This is a genomic window from Embleya scabrispora (genome assembly GCF_002024165.1).
GTDB lineage: Bacteria > Actinomycetota > Actinomycetes > Streptomycetales > Streptomycetaceae > Embleya > Embleya scabrispora_A.
This window is the reverse complement of record NZ_MWQN01000001.1, coordinates 2,711,863-2,730,332: the sequence shown is the minus strand read 5'-3', so window position 1 is coordinate 2,730,332 and position 18,470 is coordinate 2,711,863. Positions and strand designations below refer to the sequence as shown.

The 18,470-nt window shown below is 71.2% G+C and carries 23 protein-coding genes; 17 read left to right on the top strand and 6 right to left on the bottom strand.

Going from position 1 to position 18,470, the window contains the following annotated elements:
* Window positions 1-140 precede the first annotated feature (140 nt).
* The 5 genes from B4N89_RS52580 (at window position 141) to B4N89_RS11975 (ending at window position 2,631) form a co-directional block, all read left to right on the top strand.
* Window positions 141-710: a GNAT family N-acetyltransferase gene (locus B4N89_RS52580; RefSeq protein ID WP_143657929.1), complete on the top strand. Its 570-nt coding sequence runs from the start codon at window positions 141-143 to the stop codon at window positions 708-710.
* Between the two features lie 153 nt (window positions 711-863).
* A complete protein-coding gene (locus B4N89_RS11985) occupies window positions 864-1,514 on the top strand; it encodes a helix-turn-helix domain-containing protein (protein ID WP_078975847.1) in 651 nt (216 codons plus the stop codon).
* Between the two features lie 10 nt (window positions 1,515-1,524).
* On the top strand, window positions 1,525-1,647 hold the full coding sequence (locus tag B4N89_RS52575; RefSeq protein ID WP_268812492.1) for a hypothetical protein: 123 nt from the start codon (window positions 1,525-1,527) through the stop codon (window positions 1,645-1,647).
* An 82-nt stretch (window positions 1,648-1,729) separates the two neighbouring features.
* Window positions 1,730-2,050 (top strand): hypothetical protein, encoded by a 321-nt coding sequence (locus tag B4N89_RS11980; protein WP_078975846.1) that lies wholly within the window; start codon window positions 1,730-1,732, stop codon window positions 2,048-2,050.
* Between the two features lie 338 nt (window positions 2,051-2,388).
* A complete protein-coding gene (locus tag B4N89_RS11975; protein ID WP_078975845.1) occupies window positions 2,389-2,631 on the top strand; it encodes a chaplin in 243 nt (80 codons plus the stop codon).
* A gap of 134 nt (window positions 2,632-2,765) precedes the next feature.
* Here the strand turns inward: B4N89_RS11975 and B4N89_RS11970 are convergent, their stop codons facing one another.
* A complete protein-coding gene (locus B4N89_RS11970) occupies window positions 2,766-3,536 on the bottom strand; it encodes an SDR family NAD(P)-dependent oxidoreductase (protein WP_078975844.1) in 771 nt (256 codons plus the stop codon).
* Between the two features lie 328 nt (window positions 3,537-3,864).
* Between B4N89_RS11970 and B4N89_RS11965 the strand changes: the two genes are divergently transcribed.
* A complete protein-coding gene (locus B4N89_RS11965) occupies window positions 3,865-4,368 on the top strand; it encodes an Asp23/Gls24 family envelope stress response protein (RefSeq protein WP_078975843.1) in 504 nt (167 codons plus the stop codon).
* A gap of 91 nt (window positions 4,369-4,459) precedes the next feature.
* Here the strand turns inward: B4N89_RS11965 and B4N89_RS11960 are convergent, their stop codons facing one another.
* Window positions 4,460-5,518 carry a hypothetical protein gene (locus B4N89_RS11960; protein WP_078975842.1) on the bottom strand — a complete coding sequence of 353 codons (1,059 nt, stop codon included), beginning with the start codon at window positions 5,516-5,518 and terminating at the stop codon, window positions 4,460-4,462.
* Window positions 5,519-5,694: 176 nt separating this feature from the next.
* Between B4N89_RS11960 and B4N89_RS11955 the strand changes: the two genes are divergently transcribed.
* The 6 genes from B4N89_RS11955 (at window position 5,695) to B4N89_RS11935 (ending at window position 11,683) form a co-directional block, all read left to right on the top strand.
* Complete coding sequence (locus B4N89_RS11955) at window positions 5,695-6,579, top strand: menaquinone biosynthetic enzyme MqnA/MqnD family protein (RefSeq protein WP_078975841.1); 885 nt, start codon at window positions 5,695-5,697, stop codon at window positions 6,577-6,579.
* A gap of 70 nt (window positions 6,580-6,649) precedes the next feature.
* The gene (gene mqnC, locus B4N89_RS11950) at window positions 6,650-7,840 is read left to right on the top strand and encodes a cyclic dehypoxanthinyl futalosine synthase (protein WP_078975840.1); all 1,191 of its coding nucleotides are present in this window, start codon (window positions 6,650-6,652) and stop codon (window positions 7,838-7,840) included.
* 23 nt (window positions 7,841-7,863) lie between these two features.
* Complete coding sequence (locus B4N89_RS11945; RefSeq protein WP_078975839.1) at window positions 7,864-9,108, top strand: amidohydrolase family protein; 1,245 nt, start codon at window positions 7,864-7,866, stop codon at window positions 9,106-9,108.
* Between the two features lie 147 nt (window positions 9,109-9,255).
* Window positions 9,256-9,432 (top strand): hypothetical protein, encoded by a 177-nt coding sequence (locus B4N89_RS49745; RefSeq protein ID WP_161500699.1) that lies wholly within the window; start codon window positions 9,256-9,258, stop codon window positions 9,430-9,432.
* Between the two features lie 114 nt (window positions 9,433-9,546).
* Window positions 9,547-10,248, top strand: coding sequence for a demethylmenaquinone methyltransferase (locus B4N89_RS11940; RefSeq protein ID WP_078975838.1), 702 nt, complete (start codon window positions 9,547-9,549; stop codon window positions 10,246-10,248).
* A gap of 124 nt (window positions 10,249-10,372) precedes the next feature.
* On the top strand, window positions 10,373-11,683 hold the full coding sequence (locus tag B4N89_RS11935) for a geranylgeranyl reductase family protein (protein WP_078975837.1): 1,311 nt from the start codon (window positions 10,373-10,375) through the stop codon (window positions 11,681-11,683).
* A gap of 53 nt (window positions 11,684-11,736) precedes the next feature.
* On the opposite strand, the gene B4N89_RS11930 is transcribed toward B4N89_RS11935, so the two are convergent.
* Both B4N89_RS11930 and B4N89_RS11925 read right to left on the bottom strand, forming a co-directional pair.
* Window positions 11,737-11,931 carry a DUF397 domain-containing protein gene (locus B4N89_RS11930; protein WP_078975836.1) on the bottom strand — a complete coding sequence of 65 codons (195 nt, stop codon included), beginning with the start codon at window positions 11,929-11,931 and terminating at the stop codon, window positions 11,737-11,739.
* On the bottom strand, window positions 11,928-12,737 hold the full coding sequence (locus tag B4N89_RS11925; protein WP_078975835.1) for a helix-turn-helix domain-containing protein: 810 nt from the start codon (window positions 12,735-12,737) through the stop codon (window positions 11,928-11,930). The genes B4N89_RS11930 and B4N89_RS11925 overlap by 4 nt, the downstream gene beginning before the upstream one ends.
* A gap of 130 nt (window positions 12,738-12,867) precedes the next feature.
* Here B4N89_RS11925 and B4N89_RS11920 point away from each other — a divergent pair, with 130 nt between their 5' ends.
* From B4N89_RS11920 to add, 3 genes are all read left to right on the top strand, one after another.
* Complete coding sequence (locus B4N89_RS11920) at window positions 12,868-13,260, top strand: hypothetical protein (RefSeq protein ID WP_143657928.1); 393 nt, start codon at window positions 12,868-12,870, stop codon at window positions 13,258-13,260.
* Window positions 13,261-13,419: 159 nt separating this feature from the next.
* Window positions 13,420-13,704 carry a hypothetical protein gene (locus B4N89_RS11915; protein ID WP_078975833.1) on the top strand — a complete coding sequence of 95 codons (285 nt, stop codon included), beginning with the start codon at window positions 13,420-13,422 and terminating at the stop codon, window positions 13,702-13,704.
* A gap of 113 nt (window positions 13,705-13,817) precedes the next feature.
* On the top strand, window positions 13,818-14,834 hold the full coding sequence (add, locus tag B4N89_RS11910) for an adenosine deaminase (protein WP_201260830.1): 1,017 nt from the start codon (window positions 13,818-13,820) through the stop codon (window positions 14,832-14,834).
* A 64-nt stretch (window positions 14,835-14,898) separates the two neighbouring features.
* On the opposite strand, the gene B4N89_RS11905 is transcribed toward add, so the two are convergent.
* Both B4N89_RS11905 and B4N89_RS11900 read right to left on the bottom strand, forming a co-directional pair.
* Window positions 14,899-16,071 (bottom strand): hypothetical protein, encoded by a 1,173-nt coding sequence (locus B4N89_RS11905; protein ID WP_078975832.1) that lies wholly within the window; start codon window positions 16,069-16,071, stop codon window positions 14,899-14,901.
* Window positions 16,068-16,592 carry a SigE family RNA polymerase sigma factor gene (locus B4N89_RS11900; RefSeq protein WP_078975831.1) on the bottom strand — a complete coding sequence of 175 codons (525 nt, stop codon included), beginning with the start codon at window positions 16,590-16,592 and terminating at the stop codon, window positions 16,068-16,070. The genes B4N89_RS11905 and B4N89_RS11900 overlap by 4 nt, the downstream gene beginning before the upstream one ends.
* Window positions 16,593-16,742: 150 nt before the next feature.
* Here B4N89_RS11900 and B4N89_RS11895 point away from each other — a divergent pair, with 150 nt between their 5' ends.
* Entirely contained in the window at window positions 16,743-17,066 is a 324-nt protein-coding gene (locus tag B4N89_RS11895) for a PadR family transcriptional regulator (RefSeq protein WP_078975830.1), read from the top strand.
* Window positions 17,063-18,430 carry an HAAS signaling domain-containing protein gene (locus B4N89_RS11890; RefSeq protein WP_078975829.1) on the top strand — a complete coding sequence of 456 codons (1,368 nt, stop codon included), beginning with the start codon at window positions 17,063-17,065 and terminating at the stop codon, window positions 18,428-18,430. Before B4N89_RS11895 ends, B4N89_RS11890 begins: the two co-directional genes overlap by 4 nt.
* Window positions 18,431-18,470 lie beyond the last annotated feature (40 nt).

Genomic DNA, 18,470 nt, shown 5'->3' with positions numbered 1-18,470 from the left:
CGCCACCGGGGCACGACGTCATCGGATCGGTTCACCGAGGACACGTTCACGTAGTCGACGCGTAACACCGTCTCGACACCGTGGGGGTTCGACGGGGACGGATCGCGAGGACCGCTCCGGTGGCGAAAGGCGGTGCGGTGATGGAGACGACGACTGCGGCGGTGCGGGGTCGGGCCAGGCTCACCATGGTGGGCGGGGCCGGCGTGGGCGAGTGGCCCGCGCGGGTACGGGTGCGCACGGCCCGGATCGAGGACGCCGCCGAGGTCCGCGCGATGCACGAGCGGTGCTCGCCGGAGACCCGGCGATTGCGCTACTTCACCTCGACGCCGCGATTGCCGGAGAGTGCCCTGGGTCGGCTGCTCGTGCCGGCCGACGGGCTGAGCCTGGTGGCGGTCGGCCCCGACGGGGCGATCGGCGCGCTGGCCACGCTGTTCCACCCCGAGGGGGAGCGGATGGGGGAGGTGGCGCTCCTGGTCGAGGACGGGTGGCAGCGGCACGGTCTCGGTACGACGCTGCTGCGCTCGCTGGCGGAGCACGCGGCGGCGCGTGGGGCGATGGGGGTGCGGGCGCACGTACTGCCGTGGAACCGGCGGATGCTCGCGTTGTTCGAGCGGGCCGGGCTGGTCGGCCGGTGCGGCTACGAGGACGGCGTGGTGCTGGTGGAGGCGGAGCTGCCGGCGGGGGCGCTCTCGACGGGACGGTGCGCGTAGGCGGGCTGGCATACGCAGTCGGGGTGGCGTTCCGGGGGGATGACGCCCGAGAGGCGGCACGAGGGGCGGCACGAAGAGTGGTCGCGGACCTGCCCGTTTGCCTCTGAGGCAAGTTAATTGCCTCTCCGGTCCACGCCTGCCTAGTCTCGAAGCATGGTCGCTCCTCCAAGTTACGACACTGGTGATCCCGACCCGGAACCCGCCGGCCCGGAATCCGCCGAGGCCGAGGCGGTGCCGACCGGGCTCGGTGATCGACTGCGCGCGGCCCGGCTGGCGAACGGCTTCAAGCTCGACGAGGCCGCCCGGCTGACCAGGCTCTCCGTCGCCTACCTCTCCCGGCTCGAACACGAGCGCCGGCAACCGTCGTTGCCCGCGCTGCTCACCCTGGCCCGGGTGTACAACACCACCGTCTCCGAACTCCTCGGCGAGGACGCCGCGGCGAGCGAGCCCGTGGTCCGCGCCCGATCGGCCGAGCCGGTCGAGGCGCACGGCTGGACCTACTGGCGCGTGGGCAGTCCGCGACGCGGCATGCAGGCGCTGCGGGTACGGGTGCCGGCGGGGCGGGCTGACGGGCCCGGCCGGGTGCATCCGGGCGAGGAGTGGCTGTACGTCCTGAGCGGGCAGCTCCGGCTGACCCTGGACGGGGCGACCCACCTGCTCGCGCCCGGCGACGTGGCGCACTTCGACTCGGGCCTCGCGCACCGCATGGAATCGGCCGACGCGTACCTGCCCGTCGAGTTCCTGATGGTCCACGCGGCGCCCGCGCTGGTCGCGTTCTCGCCGTGCCTTCCCGCCCACATATGAGGAGTTCGCCGTGATGGAGAGCGAGAAGAGCCGGGCGACCGGGATGTGGATCCGGATCGCGATCTACATCCTCGGATTCTCCGTGGTCTTCGGGGCGCTGATGTTCACCGCCGTGACGTACGGCCACCGCTGAGCGCGCGGGCGACGTGGCGGCGCGGGAGTGCGCGGCGCGTCAGCACGCCGGGGGTCGGCCGCGGGCCCGTAGGCTCGCGCCCATGGAAAACCCGACTTCCTCCGAGTCCACGACCCGCTACATCCGGCTGAACCTCGAAATCGTGCTCGAGGTCACCGACGCGGACGCGCTGCGCGCCGCCGCGTTGGACAGCGTCAAGGCCGACGAAGAACTGTCGTCCGGCGACCGGGCCGACGCCATGGCCGCGATCGAGAGCGACCTGGCCGAGTCCGTCTCGTACCTGATCGACCCGTTCAGCCTGGTCGAGGAGATCGCCGGTACCGAACTGAGCGAGGCCGGCTGGCAGTCCGAGGGCGCCGAATACCTGCCCGAGGACGACGACGAGGACGACGAGGACGCCTGACGCGCCCCGGGACCCACCCGTTCCGTCCCGGCTGCCTCGGCCCGGCCTCCGACTCCCACGCACCCCGACCCGCGCACCCCGACCCGCGCACCGAGTCCGTCCGTCCCCCGCGCCCCGCAAAGCCCCGGCTTCGCGGGGCGCGGTTCGTTGCCGCTCGATCGCGCGCGCCCCGTCGGGCGGGTGGTGCGCCGGCGCCCGGCACCGGCGTACGGCCCAAGCGGGCCTCCACGTAGGGGTGAATCGGCGGCGAACCGGCCGGCCGGGCGTTGCCCATCGGCGTGGGCTTCGTTGTCCCACGTGCCGCATCCGTTCGTGCGGCACTGTGACATGGAGGAAGAATGAACACGGTCAAGAAGGCGGCCTTCATCACCGTCGCCGCCGGTGGCATCCTCGCCGCGGGCATCGGTGGCGCCAGCGCCAGCTCGGACGCGGACGGTGCCGCCGTCAACTCCCCGGGTGTCGTCTCGGGCAACAACATCCAGGTTCCGGTGCACGTCCCGGTCAACCTGTGCGGCAACAGCATCAACGTCGTCGGCCTGGTGAACCCGGCGTTCGGCAACGTCTGCGTCAACGCCGGCTGACGTTTCGCACCATCGCGGTGGGCGCTGTACGGGGCAACCGGTCCCGGGACGGCGCCCTCTGGCGTTTCCGGGCCGCTTCCGGATGCCGGGCGGGTCGCGGTCGACCCGCCCGGCATCCGGGACCGGGATCCCGCTCAGGCGTGTGTGCCGCCGTCGATGCGCAGCGACGTGCCGGTGACGAACTTGCCGTCGTCGGAGGCGAGCGCGGCGATCATGCCGGCGATCACGTCCGGGTGGGCCATGCCGTCGCCGATGATCGGCATCAGCTTGCCGAACAGCTCCCAGTCGGCGTCCTCCGGAACCTGGTTCGGGGTGTCGTCGACGATGCCGCTGGAGATGCTGCCGGGCGCGACGTTGACCGCGCGCAGCCCCTGGCGGCTGTACTCCAGGGCGATCGCGTGGGTGAACGCGTCGATCGCGCCCTTGCTGGCCGCGTAGGCCGCCATGTAGGGATGCGCGAAGCTCGCCGAGGTCGAGCTGAAGTTGATCACCACACCGTTGCCGGTTTCGAGCAGCGCGGGCAGTGCGGCGCGGGTCATCAGGAACGTGCCGGTCAGGTTGATCGTGATGATCTGGTTCCACTTGTCCAGCGGGAAGGTGTGGGTGTGCCCCGCCCGCAGGATGCCCGCGGCGTTGACGAGCACGTCCAGGCCGCCGAACCGCTCGACGGTCTCGGCCACGCCGGTGCCGACCGCGGCCTCGTCCGACACGTCCAGCACGCCGGTGGTCAGCCGGGCGTCGAGGCCCTTCTCCGCCGCCATCGCGCGGGTCTTGTCCAGCCCGTCGGCGTTGACGTCGACCGCGTGTACGGAACCCGCCTCGCTCAGCAGTCGCAGCACCGTGGCCTGGCCGATGCCCGAGCCGCCACCGGTGACGATGATGCGCCGATCCTGGAACCGCTCCACAGTGTTTCCTCCTTGGCCGGGGTGCAGGGGTCCCATCACAGGCGGTTCCCCATGCGGGAGCAAGCCTCCTGAACGGTTGGCCGGGAGTGAAATGAAACATGTTCCTGTCGCTCGACAGGAACGACGGGCCGCCGATAGGCGGCCGCCGGAGCGCGGCCGGACCATGGCGGGACCGCCCGCCGGGTGGCCGATCCGGGCCCGCGTGCCGCCCGGTCGGGGCCGATCGGATTAATTCGCCCGGATTGCGTGAGGAACCGACCGGGAAGGGGTCACACCTGTGTGAGGGGAGCCCCACCTTCACGAACGCGGCGAAAGACGAGGTCCAGTCATGGCAGACGACGTACCCACCCGCCCGGCGACCAGGAGCGGCACGAGCCCGGAGCGCGTCGAGCGCTCGTCGACCGGAGGGTCCAGCGCCTCGCACATGACGGAGGTGACCGCGCTGGCCACCGACCGCGGCCGCACCTCGATCGCGGACGGCGTGGTGGCCAAGGTCGCCGGCCTCGCGGCGCGCGAGATCCCGGGGGTGTACGCGCTGGGCAGCGGGGTCTCCCGGGCGTTCGCCGCGATGCGCAAGGCGGTCCCGGGCGGTCGTCCCGACGTCGCGCGCGGAGTCAGCGTCGAGGTCGGCGAGAAGCAGTGCGCGGTCGACCTGAGCCTGGTCGTCGAATACGGCGCGCCGATCGCCGAGGTCGCCGCGGCTGTGCGCGACCACGTGATCGAGTCGATCGAGCGGATGACCGGCCTGGAGGTGGTCGAGGTGGACATCTCCGTGGACGACATCCACATCGAACAGGACGAGGACGAGGGCTCCACGCGCAACCTGGCCTGAGCCGGGAACGCCGCGAGGGCGGGACCGGGGATCGCCCCGGTCCCGCCCTCGCTCGTCGACGCGGATCGGTCGGCGGACCCGCGCGGACCGGTCAGCGCCGCCGACCGCGCATGCCCAGCCCGACGGCGCCCACCACGATCATCACGAGCGAGGCCGCCAACACCGACCAGGACATCGTGTCCAGCGAGTCGGTGAACACCCCGTAGACGGCCTCGATGCCGTCCCGGTTCAGCGTGTTGCGGGCGGCCAGCTCGTCGGCGACCGGACCGCTCGCGGCGTTGACCAGGATCAACAGCAGGCCGCTGGTGAGGAACAGCCCGACGCCGGTCATCACCAGCGCGCGGAACCGGTTGACCGCGACCGCCAGGCCGAGCACCAGGAGTACCAGGGCCAAGATCGGCAACCACCGGCCCGCGTCGTCCACCGCCTGGAGCGCGTCCCGACCCTGCTTCGCGTCGGAGGCGTGCGGCAGTTGCGCGAGGTCGATCGGGATGCTGGTCGGCAGGCCCGCCTTGGAGACCGGGATTCCGGCCTTGTTCAACTGGCCCACGATCGCGTCGACCGGGCTCTTCAGGTTGACCACGACCTCGTCGCCGTTGGTCTGCACGTTCTTGCTGTCCCGGCCCAGGAGCGAGGACAACACCACGTCGTGCGCCGTGGCCACGCCGTCCTTCCAGATCGCCTTGAACGTCGGCTTGGCGATCTCCTCGGTCACCGCCGTCTGCACCACCTGGCGCGGCACCTGGTTCCGGACTCCGGGCGGCAGTTGCCGGATCACCTCGTCGGTCATCAGCCGCGCGACCTCGCTGCGGATCGCCGACTCGTCGATCAGCTCGACCGCGTTGTCCGTGAACCCCTGGTCGGAGACCACCTCCCAGCGCAACCACAGCGCCGACAGGGCCGGGATCGACAACAGCACGGCCAGCACCAGGCTGATCCCGGCGACGGTGCCGCGCAGCGCGCCGAACGCGGGTCGGGCGGGCTGCGGTCGCGGCGGCGCGCCGTGCCCGCCGCCGGGCGCGCCCGGGCCGCCGGGACGGTACCCGCCACCCGGGTCGTACGGCGGCGGGGCGGGTGTGGCCGCGTAGGGCGGGGGCGGGGGCGGGTAGCCGCCACCCTGGCCCGGATACGAGCCCGGGGACGAGTGCATCGCGCTTCCTCCGTCGTAGTCGGCGGACCGCCGTGCGGTTCGGCCCGGTCCCGGAAGGGTCTCACCCACTTCCCGCTGCCACTGCCGCATATCCGGTCTTGTGCCTGTTCGGTGACACCGCGGATGCCGGCCGGGTCGATACCGGGGATCCGCGGAGCCGGGCATAGCCTGCGGGGATGGACAGTGTGGACAACGCACCGCAAGCCGGCCGCCGGCGACCCCGGGTGGGCCATATCCAGTACCTCAACTGCCTGCCCATCTACTGGGGCCTGGCACGCACGGGCACGCTGGTGGATCTGGAGCTCACCAAGGACACTCCGGACAACCTCAACGACGCCCTGGTGCGCGGCGACCTCGACATCGCGCCGATCAGCGTCGTCGAATTCCTGCGGCACGCGGAGGACCTCGTGGTGCTGCCGGACATCGCGGTGGCCGCCGACGGGCCCGTGATGTCGGTCATGCTGATCAGCCAGGTGCCGATCGAGGAATTGGACGGCTCCCGGGTCGCCCTCGGCTCGCAGAGCCGCACGGGGGTCCGGCTGGCCCGGCTGCTGCTGGAGGAGAGGTACGGCGTACGGCCGAAGTTCTTCACCTCGGCGCCCGACCTGGGCCTGATGATGCAGGAGGCGGACGCCGCCGTGGTGATCGGCGACGTCGCGTTGCGGGCGACGCTCTACGACGCGCCGCGCCTGGGCCTGAAGGTCTACGACCTGGCCGAGGAGTGGAAGCAGTGGACCGGGCTGCCGTTCGTCTTCGCGGTGTGGGCCGCGCGCCGCGACTTCCTGGCCGCGCATCCCGCCGAGGTGCGCGAGGTGCACCGGGCCTTCCTGGAGTCGCGCGACCTGTGCATGCGCGAGGTGGACAAGGTCTGCGAGCACGTGGCCCGGTGGGAGGCGTTCGACGCGGCCACGCTGGAGCGCTACTACACCGAGGCGCTCGACTACTCGCTGGGCGCGCGCCACCTGGCCGGGATCGCCGAGTTCGCCCGCCGTACCTCGCACGACACCGGGTATCCGGCCGACGTCCGGGTGCGGCTGCTCGACGCCCCGCAGGCTTCGTGAGCGCGCCGGATAGGCTCGTTCGCGAGTCGCAGTCGTTCCACTCGTATTCGTTCCATGCGGAGGCTTCCCCGTGATCAGCGATCTCCAGCCGGTCCTGGACCGGGCCGCCGACGGTGGGCGGATCACGCCCGAAGAGGCACTCGCGCTGTACGTCCACGCGCCGCTGCACGCGCTGGGTCGCGCCGCCGACGCGGCCCGCCGCAAGCGCTACGCGGACACCGTCGACATCGCGACGTACATCATCGAGCGCAACATCAACTACACGAACGTGTGCGTCACCGCGTGCAAGTTCTGCGCCTTCTACGCCCCGCCCAAGAGCGAGAAGGGCTGGGTCCGGGAGATCGACGACATCCTGCGCCGGTGCGCGGAGACGGTCGAACTCGGCGGCACCCAGATCATGTTCCAGGGCGGGCACCACCCCGACTTCGGCGTCGAGTACTACGAGCGCTCGTTCGCCGCGATCAAGGCCGCGTTCCCGCAGCTGGTGATCCACTCGCTCGGCGCGTCCGAGGTCGCGCACATGGCCAAGGTGTCCGGGGTGGGCATCGAGGAGGCCATCTCGCGGATCCACGCGGCGGGGCTGGACTCGTTCGCGGGCGCCGGCGCCGAACTGCTCCCGGAGCGTCCGCGCACCGCCATCGCCCCGCTCAAGGAGTCGGGCGAGCGCTGGCTGGAGATCATGGAGACCGCGCACGGCCTGGGCGTCGAGTCCACCTCGACGATGCTGATGGGCACCGGCGAGACCAACGCCGAGCGGATCGAGCACCTGCGGATGATCCGCGACGTGCAGGACCGCACCGGCGGCTTCCGGGCCTTCATCCCGTACACCTACCAGCCGGAGAACAACCACCTGAAGGGGCGCACCCAGGCCACCCTGCTCGAATACCTGCGCCTGATCGCGGTCGCCCGGCTGTTCCTGCACAACGTCGCGCACATCCAGGGCTCGTGGCTGACCACGGGCAAGGAGGCCGGCCAGCTGACCCTGCACTACGGCGCGGACGACCTGGGCTCGGTCATGCTGGAGGAGAACGTGGTCTCCTCCGCCGGCGCCAAGCACCGCTCGAACCGGATGGAACTGCTGCACCTGATCCGCGCCGCCGGCCGCATCCCCGCGCAGCGCGACACCACGTACAACCACCTGATCGTGCACGACGACCCGGCGAACGACCCGGTCGACGACAAGGTCGTCTCCCACCTGTCCTCCACGGCCCTGACCGGCGGCACCGCCCACCCCGAACTCAAGGTCGTCGACGCGCGCTGAACCCGGCTTGGCAGGATGGGCGCATGTCGTTGACGTTGCATGTTGCGCCCGTTGTCTTGTCGATGGTCGACGCGGAGCCCATTCGTGACGGTGCCGTGCTCGTGGAGGACGAGCGCGTCGTCGCGGTGGGGCCGCGGGCCGAGTTGGTCGCGGAGGGGGCGCGGGAGCGGGTCTGGCGCGGGGTGCTCACGCCGGGTCTGGTGAACGCGCACGCGCATCTCCAATACACCGACTTCGGCGATCTCGCGTTGTCCGGGCTGGCGTTCCCCGAGTGGATCCGGGTGCTGATCGAGCGGCGGGCCGACTTCTCCGAGGTGATGTGGCAGGAGAGTGCCCGCCGCGGGGTGCACCACATGTTGCGTTCGGGGACGACGGCGGCGGCCGACGTGGTCACCGATCCCTGTGTGTTGGTGCCCGTGGGCCGGTCGGGGCTGCGCGGGATCAGCTACGTCGAGGTGATCGCGGACGACGCGTTGTGGGCGGGCGGGCGCCGCGAGGCGTTTGTGGACACGCTGCGCGGGGCGAGCGGCGGGCGCGCGTTGGGCGTGTCGCCGCACACCCCCTTCACGGTCGGGACGGCCGTGTTCGCCGAGTGTGTGAAGATCGCCCGCGAGCGCGGACTGCGGCTGCACCCGCACCTGGCGGAGACCGCGCACGAGGTGGAGTTCGTCCGGAACGGCACCGGCCGGTTCGCCGAGGCGAGCCGCGCGACGGGGCTGGCCCTGGAACTGCTCGACGGCGGCAGCGGCGGCAGCCCCGCGACCTACCTGGACGGCTTCGCCGGGCTCGGCCCGGACGTGCACGTCGCGCACGGCGTGCACCTGGACGCGCAGGACCGGGCGCTGCTGCGCGGGCACGGTACGGCCGTCGCCCTGTGCGTGCGCTCCAACGCGATCCTGGCGGCGGGCGAGGCGCCGGTGGCGGACTACCTGACCGAGGGCTCGCCGCTGGCCCTGGGTACCGACTCGCTGGCCTCCTCGCCGTCCCTGGACATGTGGGAGGAGGCGGCGGCGGCCCGCGAGGTCGCATGGCGGCAGGGATACCGCGCCGACGACCTGGACCGGCGCCTGGTCGAGGCGGTCACGGTCGGCGGCGCGGCGGCGATGGGCGGCCTGGACGGGACGGGCACGCTGCGCCCGGGCGGCCTCGCCGACCTCGCGGTGTTCGACGTGCCGACCGAAGGCGACCCGTACGCGGCCCTGCTCGCCCACGGCGCCGGCTCGTGCGTGGCCACCGTGCTCGGCGGCCGGCTCGTGCACCGCCGCTGACGGCGGCCCGAGGGCGGTGGCGCGGGATCGTACGGGGTCCGAACAGGCATGGCCGGCCGAACCGGGGGCAGGCGCCCGGTCGACAAGACAGGGTTTCCCGACCACTTCCGACGCGGGCGCCGCCCGTGCGGAACGAGGAGGCACACCATGTCCGTTGGTACTCGGATCCGATCCATCGTCCATGCCGTGACCCCGAATCGCAGGCGCCGCCGCACCGGTCGCGGGCGCGGCGGCGGCGTCGGTGTCGGCGTACGCATCGGCCGGCTCGGCGGCGGGGTCAAGGTCGGCAGGCGCCGGGCCGGCGGCCGCGCCGGGCGCCGTTGAGCACCGGCCGCCGAAACGAGGCCACCGGGCGGGTCGCACGCTCCACGCGACCCGCCCGGTGCGTTGCCCGCCCCCAGGACCCGGGCACGGTCCCGGCCGCGAGATGATGGCCGGGTGACCCGAGCCTCCCTGGACAAACAACCGCGTGAAGTCGCGTCGATGTTCGACGCGGTCGCGGCGCGCTACGACCTGACCAACACCGTGCTGTCGATGGGCCAGGACCGGTCCTGGCGCAAAGCCGTCGCGCGGGCCGTGGACGCGCGCCCGGGTGAGCGCGTACTCGACCTGGCGGCCGGCACCGGCACCTCCTCGCTGCCCTTCCGGGACGCGGGCGCGGACGTGGTTCCGTGCGACTTCTCCGTGGGCATGCTGCGCGAGGGCAAGCGCCGACACCCCGAATTGCCGTTCACCGCGGGCGACGCGACGCGGCTTCCGTTCCGGGACGCCACGTTCGACGCGGTGACCATCTCCTTCGGGCTGCGCAACGTCAACGACACCGAGGGCGCGCTGCGCGAGATGTTGCGGGTGACCCGGCCGGGTGGGCGCCTGGTGGTCTGCGAGTTCAGCCGGCCCACGTGGGCTCCGTTCGAGACGGTCTACGTGGAGTACCTGATGCGCGCGCTGCCGTCGGTGGCCACCGCCGTGAGCAGCAACCCGGACGCGTACGTCTACCTGGCCGAGTCGATCCGCGCCTGGCCCGACCAGGCCGGACTGGCCGCGATCGTACGCCGCGCCGGCTGGGAGCGGGCGGCCTGGCGCAACCTCACCGGCGGCGTGGTCGCGCTGCACCGGGGCTTTCGTCCGACCACCGGATGACCACGGGCCGGTCCGGTGCCCGGGGAGTGGCCACGGTTCGCCTTGCGCCCGCTGCTCATAGACTTGTCCGGCCGGAACCGTCCCGGTTTCGGCACTGCCGCAGAGACTTCCAGGGGAGTCGTCCGTGACCGACGCAGCGCCCGTCACAACCACCAAGCGCGCCGACTCGACGCATGAGGCCGACGTCATCGTGGTCGGGGCCGGTCCGGCCGGATCGACCACGGCGTATCACCTGGCCAAGTCCGGCGTGAGCGTGATCCTGCTGGAGAAGACCGCGTTTCCGCGGGAGAAGGTCTGCGGCGACGGGCTCACCCCGCGCGCGGTCAAGCAGTTGATCGCGATGGGCGTGGACACCTCGGTCGAGGCCGGGTGGCTGCCCAACAAGGGGCTGCGCATCCTCGGCGGCGGCATGCGGCTCGAACTGGACTGGCCGGACCTGGCCAGCTTCCCGGCACACGGACTGGTCCGCAAGCGGGCCGACTTCGACGAGATCCTGGCCCGCCAGGCGGCGGCCGCGGGCGCGAAGCTGTACGAGCGCGCCAACGTCACCGGCCCGATCCTGGACGAGCGCACCGGCCGCATCGTCGGCGTCAACGCGCGGATGAACGGCTCGAAGGAGGAGACCGCCTTCCGCGCGCCGATCGTGGTCGCCGCCGACGGCAACTCGACCCGTCTCTCCCTCGCGATGGGCCTGCACCGCCGCGAGGACCGCCCGATGGGCGTCGCGGTCCGCACCTACTTCACCTCCCCGCGCAGCGACGACGACTACCTCGAGTCGTGGCTGGAGCTGTGGGACCGCCGCGACGGCCAGGAGAAGCTGCTGCCCGGCTACGGCTGGGTGTTCGGCATGGGCGACGGCACCTCGAACGTGGGCCTGGGCCTGCTCAACACCTCGGCGGCGTTCAAGGACATCGACTACCGCGACCTGCTCAAGGGCTGGGTCTCCGGCATGCCCGAGGACTGGGGCTACACCGACGAGAACCAGCAGGGCCCGATCCGCGGCGCGGCGCTGCCGATGGGCTTCAACCGCCAACCGCACTACACCAAGGGCCTGTTGCTGGTCGGCGACGCGGGCGGGATGGTCAACCCGTTCAACGGCGAGGGCATCGCGTACGCGATGGAGTCCGGCGAGATCGCGGCCCAGGTGATCACCCAGGCGGTGGCCCGCCTCACCCCGGAGGGCCGCGAGCGCGCGCTGCACGACTACCCGCGCATCCTCAAGCAGACGTACGGCGGCTACTACACGCTCGGCCGGGTCTTCGTGAAGCTGATCGGCGACCCGAGGGTGATGAACTTCGCCACCAAGCACGGTTTGCCGCACCCGATGCTGATGAAGTTCGTCCTGAAGATGCTGGCCAACCTGACCGACCCCAGGGGCGGCGACGCGATGGACCGCATCATCAACGGCATGGCCAGGATCGCCCCGGCGGCGTAACCGCGCGAGGCCCCGCCGGCCCGAGATCGGGCCGGCGGGGCTCACCGTTGCACTCAGGCGCGCAACGAGGCGGTGAGCGCGGTCCACGAGGCCGCGCCGATGATCAGGTGACCGACGCCGGGGTCCTTGGAGTCGCGGACGGGGACGACGCCCGGGAAGCCGTCCACCACTTCGACACAGTTCCCGCCGTTCTCGGAGCTGTAGGTGCTCTTGCGCCATATCGCGGCGGCCAGGGAGGCAGAAGTCATTGGATGAGTTCCTTCGAAACAGACGCGATCAGATCCCGTGACGCATCGGGCGACAGGGCGGCGGCCATCAGCAGATCATAAGCCGATTCAGCAGCCTCAAGGGCAGCCGCGTCGGCGAGTAGTTGCCCCTGATGAAACCCGTCGACATACAAAACATCCTGCGTCCCTGGTTCGAACGCAAGGCGGGTGAACGGTTGGTAGGGCGGGCGGTTCGAGACGCTGCTCGGCACGATCAAAACAATCGTTCGCGTCGCGGCGGCGGACTTGACTAGGTGTTCGAGTTGCGCGCGCATGACCTTGCCCCCGCCGATGTTCTTCCGCAGGGCCTGTTCGTCGACGAGCGCGGTGAGCCGGGGACGATCCTCACGTTCGAGAAGCCGTTGCCGTTCGAGCCGCAGCGTTACGAGATCATCCAGATTGTCGTGCCGTCCCCCTGCCAACAGTGCACGAGCGTAAGGCTCCGTCTGAAGCAACCCAGGGATGACTTGGTTTTCGTATGAGCGGATGATCCGCGCTGCGGCCTCCAGTTCAACGAACGGCCGGAACCAAGCCGGGTATGCGTACTTGATCACGAGCGGCCACAAGCGGGTCAGTGCGCCGCCGGTTTGCAACACCTCGTCGGCCGCGTGAGCGAAATCCATGCTCGGCACCCTCGTTGCGGCTTCGTACTTGTTGAGCGTCGATCGGGCAACATGCGTTTTCCGTGCCAGGTCCGCTTGTTTCATCGCGCCTCGAAGCCGTCGCAATTCGGCCGCGAAGAACTTCAGTACCGAGTCGGTGGGATCAAGATCGACTGCTGTGCTCATGTTGCCCGCCAGGTGACATCTGCCATTGCCAACAACCAGACACGCTTCTTTGCTTCGGAGCCTAGCCTCGCCGGCCAATGCTGTCAGTCAGTGGCCGAATCTGCACCCACGGCAACGAGAGGCGAGAGGCATGCCCAACTCCCGGACGAGACAACAACCGCTTACGGAAGCCGAGTTGCGGCTGCGCTTGGCGGGTGGTGAGGTGCGGGTGCGGGATGCCCGGAGTCGGTATGTGGGGACGCTTTACCGCGTGGCCGGGGGCTACGTCGTGGCGCTCACCGCCAACTCCCAGGCGACCTACACCATCCCGCTCGCGCACCTCGAAGTGGTGGACGACGAGGCCGGCTCGCCCATGCCCACCGCGCCCGAACCGGCGAAGCCGGAGGTGGCTCGGCCCGGCCGGATCGTGGCGGCCCAACCCCTCGTGGACGAGCCTCGCCGGACCAGGCCGCAACACCTGTTCCGCGACGGGCCGATCACGTGGCACATGCCGCCCGACGACGTGCGCCCGCCCACCCCCTGATCGGCCGCACCGCCCCCACTGGCCTGGCCGGCGGTGCGGCCCCGCCGTCCCGCCGCCTCCCGAGGTGACGGGGCGAAGCCGACCGGCACGGACCACTCCCCGTGCCGGTCGGCCACGAAGCGACACCCATCCACCCCGCCCAGGAAAGGCACACCCGCCATGCCCGAACCCGCCGAGATCGGCCAAAAGGTCAAGCACCGGGACGCCCGTCTGCGACCCACCCACCCTCCCGGCGTGATCGAGCACATCGACGCGACCACCGCCCGGGCGCGCGTCCAGCCCTTCGACCCGGCCCGTCCCGCGTGGACCGCCGACATCGCCGCCGTGGAGCCGGACGACGCCGTCTGGTACCCGACCGACGGAGCACCACCCGCCAAATCCGCCCCGTTCCCGATCCCTCCCGGCGCCCGAGCCCCACGCGTCTACGGCTGCTACCGCCGCTGACCCCGGCGGTCGGGTTCCGGCGACGCGGTCGGCCGGGTGCGGGGTCCGGCGCGGCCGGGGGCATACGGTTGGCGTTGTCGGGCGAGTGGGTGTTCGAGTCGGAGGGTCGGTTCATGCGGGACATGCGGGACTTCATCGGCGGGCTGCCGAAGTGCGAGTTGCACCTGCACATCGAGGGGACGTTGGAGCCCGAGCTGAAGTTCGCGCTCGCCGAGCGCAACGGGATCGAGCTGCCCTACGCCTCGGTCGAGGAGATGCGCGCGACGTACCGGTTCGACAGCCTCGCCTCCTTCCTGACCGTCTACTACGACGGCATGCGGGTCCTGCTGCACGAGCCGGACTTCTACGACCTGGCGATGGCCTACCTGCGCAAGGCCGCCTCGCAGAACGTGCGTTACGTGGAGATGTTCTTCGACCCCCAGGCGCACACCGGCCGGGGTGTGCCGTTCGACGTGGTGGTGCGCGGGCTCACCCGGGCGATCGGCGACGCGCGGCGCGAACTGGGCATTCGGGCCCAGTTGATCATGTGCTTCCTGCGCGACTTCCAGGCCGAGTACGCGATGGCCACGCTCGTGCAGTCGCTGGCGTACCGCGAGTGGATCGTGGGGATCGGGCTGGATTCGGACGAGCGGGGCAACCCGCCGGCCAAGTTCGCCGCCGTCTACGCGCGGGCGAGGGCCGAGGGCTACCGATTGACCATGCACTGCGACGTCGACCAGGAGAACAGCGTCGAGCACATCCGGCAGGCCATCGAGGACATCGGCGTGGACCGCATCGATCACGGGTCGAACGCGCTGGAGGACCCGAAGCTGGTCGCCGCGATCAAGGAGCGCGGCCTCGGACTGACGGTGTGCCCGGTGTCGAACTCCTTCGTGGTGGACGGGATCAAGGGCGCGGAGATCCGGCGGATGCTGGACGAGGGCATCCTGGTCACGATCAACTCCGACGACCCGGCCTACATGGACGCGTACGTACAGGAGAACCTGGAGCGCACCCAGGCGGACCTCGGCCTGACCGAGGCGGAGGTGGCCCGGTTCGAATACAACGCGTTCGCCATCGCGTGGTTGCCGGAGGACGTCAAGGACGCGTACATCGCCGAAGTGGACGCGTGGGTGGCGGCGGCGGGCTGAGTCCGGAAATGGGCCGAACTCCCGTGACGGGTACGGGAGTTCGGTGTACCTGCGGGGTGTGTGGTCAGGGCAGCGGGGCGACCCACGTGTCCGGCGCGGCGCAGGTGGTGAAGCTCGCCGTCTCGAACATCCTCCGCAATACCGGATAGGGCACGAGGTTGTTGTCCTGGACGGTGATCAGCGTCTCGCATTCGTTCACCTTGGCGACGAGGATCGCGCCTCCCTTCGGCGGACTCAGGCCCGCGTCCGGCTTGGTGAAGTACCAGGTGTCGTATCCCGCGAGCACCGTCGGCGGGCCGGTCTCGGAGACGATGTCCAGCCGGCCGCTGTCCGATGCCATGAGTTGGACGCGCAGCGCGCCCACCTCGGTCAGGCCCAGCAGGTCGCTCCGCTTCAACACGGGATTCGCGGCGGCGCCGAAGACGAGCACCGAGTTGGACTCGCTCGGCGTGTAGGTCGAGGAGCCGCCGTAGTCGAGCCGGAGCGTGTCCGGCACGTAGTTGAGGCGGTAGGGAGTGGTGACGCCGGTGGGCCGGAGTCGGACCGCGTCGGCCAGCCGCATCAGCTCGGTGCGTTTCCTCGTGCCGGAGACGATCACCCAGGATCCGGAGGCATCGCGCCACGCGACCACCGGCGCACGCGTGTCCGTCGGTGGGAGGAGCCCGATCTTTCCGCTCTCGTCGGGGCCGGTCGGTTTGGGGGCGGTGAAGTTCTCCGGGCCCTGATGGTAGGCGGCCGGATCGATCAGGTAGTTCTCGACATAGCGGGCCGGGTGCCCCTGCACGGTGACCGCCTCGCCCGCCTCGATCGCCGCCGTGTCGACGTCCGCCGGTGCGTAGACGCCGACGTCGCCGCCACCACCGGTGCGGGTGACGTTTTTCGTGCGGATGGTGGCCAGCGCGGTGGTTCCGGAGAAGCCCTGCTCCAGGGGGAAGAAGCCGTCGGTCCGGTCGACGTCGATGGTCACGGCCGGCGGCTTGGCCACGGGGGCGGCCGGCGGCTTGGTCGCCGCGGGTCCGGCCACCCGGCCCGGCCCGTCGTCGTCGAGGCGGTCGAGGACCCCGGGGCCGACCGCGCCGAGCGCGATCACCGTGACCACGGCCAGTCCGCTCGCGGCCAGCCGTCGTCGACGCACGCGTCGGGCGCCGAGGTACGCCCCCTCGATCAGGCCGTCGGGCGGTGGGGCCAGGTGTTCGTGCCGGGCCAGCGCCGCCTTGAGGTCTCGGATGTCGGTCATGCCGGTTCTCCCTGCGGAATCGACGGGATGCGGGTCGTTGAGACGGCCATCTCCACGCGCAGCGTGGCCAGGGCTCGGGACGCGTAGCCCCGGACGGTGCCGGCCCGGCAGTCCAGGGTCTCGGCGATCTCGTCGTCGGTGAGGCCCTCGTAGTAGCGCAGGACCAGGACGGCGCGCTGCCGACGGGGCAGTCGGCCCAGCCGGCGCCACAGGTCCTCGCCGGCGTCCACGTCGCCGGCGTGGTCGGGCACGCCACCCGCCTCGAAGTGGTCGAGCGCGTCCTGGGTCAGCGCCACCGTGCGCACCGCACGTCGTCGGCGCAGGGACAGGAACTCGTTGGTGACGATGGTGCGGACGTAGGCGTCGGGCCGATCCAGGCCGCCGATGCGTTTCCACCGCACGAATGCCTTGGTCAGCGCCTCTTGCACGAGGTCCCGGGCCAACTCCCGGTCCCCGCACAACAACGCGGCATAGCGCAGCAGGGCCGGCAGCCGCGCCGCCGCGAACTCCTCGAACCGCATCGTGCACGTCTCCTCGATCGGATCCCGCTCGGAAGCCTCTGTCCCTACAAACGCGAAGTCGGGCCGATCTGCTGTGCGGCGGGCGCGATCGATCCCGGCCACTACTGTGCATTGCGTGGTACCGTGCAACGCACAAGAGCTGGAGGCGTCATGGATCCGAGTCAGTTGCTCAAGGGAGTGCTGGACCTCGCGGTGCTCGCCGTGCTGCGTGAGGAGGACGGCTACGGCTACGACGTGCTGCGCCGACTGCGCAAGGCCGGCCTCGACGACGTCGGCGACGCGTCGGTCTACGGCACGTTGCGGCGGCTGTACAACGCCGGACTCCTCACGTCCTACGTGGTGGCGAGCGACGAAGGCCCGAACCGCAAGTACTACGCCCTGAACGAGCCCGGCCGGCAGCGGTTCCGGGAGTCCACCGACACGTGGAACTCGTTCGCCCGGACGATGTCGGAACTGGTGGGGGAGACCCGATGAAGGACACCGCACTGCACCCCGTCGCCGCTGACTACCGCGTCGAGGTGGCCCGCGTTCTGGCCGATCTGCCCGCCGTCGAGGCGGAGGAGATCCTGGACGACGTCGAGGTCAATCTGAGCGAGGTGGTCGCCGAACTCGACGGCGCGGTGACCTCCGACGCGCTCCGGGCCCGGCTCGGCACCCCGCACGAGTACGCCGCCGAACTGCGCGCGGCGGCCGGCTATCCGCCGCTGACGCCGACCGGCGGCAGCGGTCGGCTGCGCCGCGTCGGCCGGGCCGAACTCCTGATGCTGGGGCTGCTGTTGGCGCTGGGCGCGGCGTTCGTGACCGGCGTGGCGCTGGGCTCGCAGCAGGACACGCAGGAGCGCTGGTGGATCTTTCCGTGCGTGCTCGCACTGGCTGTGGAGGCGGTGAACGCGCTGTGGCTGCGCGGGCGCGAGCGCGGCCTGCCGGAGGTCGCCGCACTGTCGGTCACCCGCCGTGCGAGGGCCCTCGGGGAGTCCTTGCGCGTCGGGCGCTTCGCCGAGTCGGTGCGGTTCCTGACCGGTCTGCAGTCCGCCTGGTGGGTGGCACGAGCATTGGTCGTCTCCCTGCTCACCTGGGTGATCACGGGCGGGGTGTGGTGGCCGGTGGCGATCGGCATCCTGGCCCTGGCCGGTTCGTTGTGGCTGGGCTCGCGCTCGGGACACGACCGTCGACTGGTCTGGCTGGCGGTGCCGCTCAACGCGATGGTGGTCGGGCTCGGGATCGGCATGGTGAGCGGGGGACAGTTCGAGCCGGGCGAGACCGTACGGATGGAGCCCATGGGGACGCACTACCCCTCGTACTACAGCAGTTCGGACGGGCACCCGCTGGACAGCAGCAGGCTGATGGGCACGCTGGACGGCAACCCGCTGCAGAACATCTACCCGTTCGACGCGCAGGGACGGCCGCTCAAGGACGTTCTGTTGTTCGATCAGAACGGCAGGCAACTCGGTTTGTACAGTGGGTCCTCGAACTACGGATGCACGCCCGACGGCCGGCCGGCGGTGCCGAATCGGGAGAGTCTGCCCTTCCCACAGCCCCGGGTCGAGCCGAACCGGGGCGCGCCGGGGTGCCGGATCGTGGAGGGCACGGCCCCGTTCACGATCGCGATTCCGGTCCGGCCGGGACAGGCGCCGCCGGCGAGTACCCCGCCGTCGGCGGGGGTGCCGGGCAACCCGCCCGCCGCGGTGCCGAGTACACCACCGGGCACCGCGCCGGGTGCGGCTCCCGGCACCACGCAGCAGCAGCAACCCCCGGCCGCGTCCCCGGGCGCACCCTCCACGCGCCCCGACGGCGAGCCGCAGTCCCCGGGCAACCCGCCCGGCGCGGCCGGGAGTTGAGGCGCCGAGGCGGTCGGGCCCAAGCGCGTTCGTCGGACGC